Origin of the sequence: Acinetobacter sp. YH01008, from assembly GCF_013420435.1 — a bacterium.
GTDB lineage: Bacteria > Pseudomonadota > Gammaproteobacteria > Pseudomonadales > Moraxellaceae > Acinetobacter > Acinetobacter pseudolwoffii.
Genome location: NZ_VOYD01000061.1, coordinates 1 through 5335, shown reverse-complemented (window position 1 = coordinate 5335; position 5335 = coordinate 1). Strand labels below are relative to the sequence as shown.

At 37.3% G+C, this 5335-nt stretch carries 3 protein-coding genes and 4 pseudogenes; 4 read left to right on the top strand and 3 right to left on the bottom strand.

Annotation, left to right across the window (positions count from 1 at the left end):
- Nucleotides 1-127: 127 nt before the first annotated feature.
- Nucleotides 128-838: pseudogene (locus FTT75_RS15370) on the bottom strand (RNA-guided endonuclease InsQ/TnpB family protein); the annotation flags it as partial.
- Between the two features lie 43 nt (nt 839-881).
- Between FTT75_RS15370 and tnpA the strand changes: the two are divergent.
- The 3 genes and pseudogenes from tnpA to FTT75_RS15355 all read left to right on the top strand — a co-directional run bounded on the left by tnpA (nt 882) and on the right by FTT75_RS15355 (nt 2084).
- Nucleotides 882-1295: an IS200/IS605 family transposase gene (gene tnpA, locus FTT75_RS15365; protein WP_180073098.1), complete on the top strand. Its 414-nt coding sequence runs from the start codon at nt 882-884 to the stop codon at nt 1293-1295.
- A gap of 331 nt (nt 1296-1626) precedes the next feature.
- Nucleotides 1627-1752, top strand: a pseudogene (locus FTT75_RS16080) (toxin HicA); the annotation flags it as partial.
- An 8-nt stretch (nt 1753-1760) separates the two neighbouring features.
- Nucleotides 1761-2084, top strand: a complete 324-nt coding sequence (locus FTT75_RS15355) for a type II toxin-antitoxin system HicB family antitoxin (RefSeq protein ID WP_063454488.1) — start codon at nt 1761-1763, stop codon at nt 2082-2084.
- A 376-nt stretch (nt 2085-2460) separates the two neighbouring features.
- Here the strand turns inward: FTT75_RS15355 and FTT75_RS15350 are convergent, their stop codons facing one another.
- The gene (locus FTT75_RS15350; protein WP_005093681.1) at nt 2461-4116 is read right to left on the bottom strand and encodes an HNH endonuclease signature motif containing protein; all 1656 of its coding nucleotides are present in this window, start codon (nt 4114-4116) and stop codon (nt 2461-2463) included.
- 808 nt (nt 4117-4924) lie between these two features.
- Nucleotides 4925-5119: pseudogene (locus tag FTT75_RS16075) on the bottom strand (hypothetical protein); the annotation flags it as partial.
- Nucleotides 5120-5154: 35 nt separating this feature from the next.
- Here FTT75_RS16075 and FTT75_RS15340 point away from each other — a divergent pair.
- Nucleotides 5155-5335 (top strand): annotated as a pseudogene (locus tag FTT75_RS15340) (IS3 family transposase); the annotation flags it as partial.

Sequence of the window (5335 nt, the reverse complement as noted above, 5' to 3'; positions counted from 1 at the left end):
AAATTCATGCACGTGTAGCAGTCCTCAACAGATTTACGGAATTAGGTCGACCACTTACCCAAGTTACGCCTTAAATTTGGCTCAATTAGGGGCGCTTTGCATTTCAAATCTTTGTGCAACAAAGCCCCTTGAAACTATTGATCGGGTCGAATACTTGACCACTAGATGTTGTAATTAAATTTTTAACACCTAAATCAATGCCAACGGCTGATTTTAATGGGTGGACTGGTGCTTCTACTGTGCTTTCAACACCGAAAGAGATATACCACTTTCCAACATGCTTTGAGATTGTGACATTCTTGATTTCACCAAGAATCTCTTGTGACTTTCTGAATTTCACAACGCCAATGTCATTAGGTAACTTAACTTGGTTGCCTTTAACCCAACAGTATCTATTGAATTGAACAATACGAATGGAATCATAGCCATTAGATTTCTTTTTGAATCGTGGCATGAGTGGTCTAAATTGGACTTCACGACCATCCGGCAATTTAAAGAATCTTGGTTTTTTGGCTTTAAATGGTTTTTGCTTTAACTTGGCTTGTTCTTTCGGGTCAAAGAACTTCCCCCAGGCATCACCAAGATCACGCACTTTTTGTTGAAGTGAAACGCCATTTGAACTGTTTTCCAGAAAAGCACACTCAGGTTTTTTTCGTAATTCAGGAATTTTATTGACTAAATTAACTTTGTTGATTCGCTCATTATTAGCAAGCATCTCGAACGATACAGCTAAAATTTGATTCCAAACAAAACGTGCAGAGCCAAGCAACTTGTTTAAAACAAGCTCCTGCTCTGCATTAGGCTCAAGCCTAAATTTATACGCTTTGTTGATTTTCATAAATGAGTATGTATGTGTTAATATAATCAAATGCTATCATTAAATGAACAATCAAACAATGACTGAAATCTATAAAAACCGCCATTCAGCCTTTAACTTACACGTACACCTAGTATTTATTACAAAGTACAGAAAGAAAATTCTAAATGATCTACATCATAAGTATTTTATTGAGTGTGTAGACGAAATATGCAAAGATTTTGATGCAGAGCTAAAAGAATGTAATGGTGAGGCTGACCATGTTCACATGCTTATTCAGTACCCACCAACTGTTCAGCTTAGTAAGTTGGTGAATAATTTAAAATCGGTAACAAGCAGAAGAATGCGGAATGAATTTTTAGATTTACGTGGTAGTTATGCAAAACCTGTTTTATGGTCACGATCTTATTTTGCAGGGTCGTGCGGTGGTGCGCCCTTAGATATTATTAAGAAATACATTCAAAACCAACAAGGTTAAAATCTGTGAAATTCACCTCCACCCTGACTGTCGGGTGGAGTCCTCTTTCACTTACAGATAGTAAATTGCATATTCCTATGTAAATCTACCCCCTATTCCTATTTGCACCCTACCATTCATTTCTGTTCGTATAAGCCACTAGGCATGCCAAACTCTTGATTAATGGTATCAATATTGATACTATTAATCATTGGCACTATTGAGCATTTAAATGGCAAATCTTGATCAACTTATAGAACAAATGCGGAATAATCCAAAAAATATCCGCTATGTCGATTTACTCAAGGTTTGTAAGCAATATTTTGGTGAACCAAGACAAACAAGTGGTAGTCACACGGTATTTAAAACACCGTGGCAAGGCGATCCTCGTATTAATCTTCAAGATGATAGCGGAAAGGCTAAACCTTATCAGGTTAGGCAAGTATTAGCTGCACTTGATAAACTTAAAACATTGTGAGGTGTCAAATGGATAGCAAACAATTTACTTATCGTGTTACATGGTCAGCAGAAGATAATGAGTATGTTGGTCTATGTGCCGAATTTCCGTCACTGTCTTGGCTCGATGCAGAACAATCTAAAGCATTTTCAGGGATTGTTGATCTTGTTGCTGAAGTTGTAGCAGATATGATCAGCAATAATGAGAAATTACCTGTACCGCTTTCAGAAAAAAAGTATAGCGGACGGTTTGCTGTTCGTGTTCCATCAATGGTTCATCAAAAACTAGCACTTGAAGCTGCGGAGCGTGGTGTGAGTATGAATCGTTTGGTATCGGCAAAATTGGCTATGTAGTTTTATATCTTGATGGTCTACTTGGAATGAGAATGACTGGTAGACCATAAACAAGAATAGCTGGTTGGTTTATCCAATAATTTGCAGAAAATGGAATAAAAATTTATCTAGACCTATCTACACATAATTTTCGTTAAAAATTAATATTCAATTTTTAGCAAGAATAGCGTTATATTTTGATCAAAAAAAATGCCCAGAGAAGGATCAATGGGCAAAACTAAGGACCTTGACGGTCATTCAGAAACTACAGCTAGCTTCTAGCTATGATTCTGCACTTAATTAAAAAAAGCTACACTGGCTGAATATATCAAAAGTTAAATCATGTGATTTATCATTAATTAACACACTTGAGAAAATGAGTTCATCACTCTGCTGATTAATACAGTAATTCACCAAACAAATCCGCTCTAATCTCTTCCAGGCTCAGATCTGATTTCATTCTATTACAGAGTGGATGAACCAGCAGACCATTCTCTAGCACCCCTTGGCCACCTGCGGCTTTGGCAATCCGATGATCCGATTCAGTAGAATCGAGATAGATTAATCCATCACAAATGGGGCAAAAGTTATGATTACCCACCAGAAAATTGTGCTTAAGCAAATTTTTGGTTAATGCTGAAAAGGCCTTGGGCTTTGATCGAGAGATCGGGCTAATCGATTCAACATATCCGACTACATGCTCTACAACCCCATCATCATAATTACCCAAAAATCTTTCAGAATAAAACTCATTAAAGTTGATGTACTTGAAAGCCTTTGACATCGACAAAATAAAGGTGTTCAGGCATTCTTCATCTTCAAAATCGACATCCATTTCCAGGCTTAAACAGATAAAGGCTTTATAAACGATTTGTAGCCGATCATAGCCTTTAATCCCACTGCCGAACTTACCGACCGTTTCAGTGGTCGCCACTGGAAAATTGGCAATCAAGAACTCAATACTACGGCGGACACGTGTAAACTCTTTAAAGCTAATGGTTCGATGGTGAATCTGCATCAGGCTTTCATGAATTTCAAACACAATAGCAAACCATGCCAGAAAGGAAGTAATCTGAAAACGCTGGTCCTTATAAAAATATAAGAACGGATGTAAGCCCAAACTCGGAACCCCAGTATTTTTTACAGGAGTGGCCATTCTGCAAAGGACCGTAAACAGATGTGACATGATCTTTTCAACGCGTTCACCCTGATTCAGGCTCATGATATTATGAATCTGATCACCCGCGATGATATTCATGAGCTCATTGACCAAGCCAATTTTTTTGCCATGACTCATTTCAGTATCTAATAATATGGTAGAGAAAAGCAGCTGATGGATCTTCTCCCCCAACTCGATCAGCGAATTTAAACGTGTATATTGAAGCTCTTCTAAATTGGATTTATTGTCATTGATATAACAACAGGCATAGATCGCATAATATGCATCACTTCCCCGACTTCTTAGATGATATTCCTCATATTTATCTAGGCGTTTAGTATCTGAATTAATCGATTGGAATACGCGTCTTGCGTCTTCTGGAGTACCAAGCACTTGCCGGAAACTGATTTTAATATCGTCTAATTTAGATTTTTGTTCTGCAAATTTAGGATCAATACAAATTTTTTGGAAGTCAGCTAGATCTCCTAAATGATTTCGCAGGTCACGAATATCTTCTTTTTGTTGATCGCTAAAATTAGGCGCTTGAGTGGCTTGTTCATCTGCAAAATATCTCTTGACCCAAGCATAAATACTCGAAAGACGATGCGCCCCATCGATAATATAGATGTTGCCGTGTATATCTTTCCAATACAAGATACACAAATTGATATTTTGATCTTCTGTACAATTCTCAATAAAGTTTGCAATTTCCTGCACACTCCAACATTCAGTAGAACGCTGGTTATCCGCTTTAAATAAACATTTGATGATGGCATGCTTTTCAAAATCAGTCAGTGCCACTTCAAAATTATCACGCTGCATTGAAGGCGACATTTCTTCTGGCAACATGACTTTACGCTGAATGATATTCGTCAGTAATCGAGTTTGGCCCATTTTTTGTTTTCTCCAGGCAGCACTTTCCTATATTCGCTAAAGCACGAAATTTGAAAGTGCATATAGTTCAATTTAGTTAAAGCGATGAATTAAATGACCGTCAATATCCGGTCAGCGCTAACAAAAGAAACCTAAGAGAAATGGGTACTTTTAAGATGATATTTTTCATATTGTAATCTCGTTGATCAATGTGAAATTTGCCAACATCTTTTCCACGAGATGGTGGCAAACCAAATAGGGGTGGAAATACCGCTCAACGAAACGGCCAGTCATAGACTGCCCTACTTGGCCTGCCATAAAGCATTGCCATGCAGACACAAAAGAGCCACTAAAAGTGACTCTTTAGTACGTTGAGATGCGGGTTTCCACGCCCGATTACAGATTTTGCTGTAATGTAATTATCATATGGGTATCTTTTTCTTTGGTCAAACCAAATTAGAATTTTTTTATTCATTTTTAAATAAAAAATATAAATCGATAACGTATGGATCAAATTGAAAGCAAAGAAAAAAATCAAATTCGCGGATTCCCAGGCCTTTGCTTTGTTAAAATCTGATTTGCCAAGCAAAGGCCTGGGCCCCTTAAATTGAACGATATCTGCTTAGGCTATTTCCATAAGGAAGTGTGTTGTACAGCTTCCAGTAGCAAATCAAATGCAAGGAATAATGTGATGTTTTTATTGCTTTGTTGATCCATAAAAAATACCTGAGTCTCTATTATTAAGTGATAAATGAGCAGCAAGAAGTTTTCCTAGTCAGGTAAATGATATTTATGCACACGTAGCTGTCTTGAACAAATTCACAGAATTATGATCTCTAATCACCAAATATCGTACACTCAACCACGCAAGTACCCATCGCACGGCACTTAATGACGCTTGTTTAGACATAATTCTAAAATAATCATATTTATTATGTTTCATCACTATCGGAAAAAACTGATGTTCTGTAAGGATTGAAAGCATAGGTTCATCCTCTGCCGTAAAATGTGAACCGTACCGGGTTTGTCGGAGAGTCAATATTCTGAGAGACTATCCCGATGACAAAATTAAAATATACCCCTGAAATCAGAGAAAGAGCGGTTCAATTATTGATTGAATCTGAAAAAGATTATCCTTCTACTTGGGCTGCAATCACAGCAATTGCGCCTAAGATTGGTTGTACTCCTGAAACACTTCGTGCCTGGCATCAAAAGCATTTAGATCAGCAAAATCCTATTA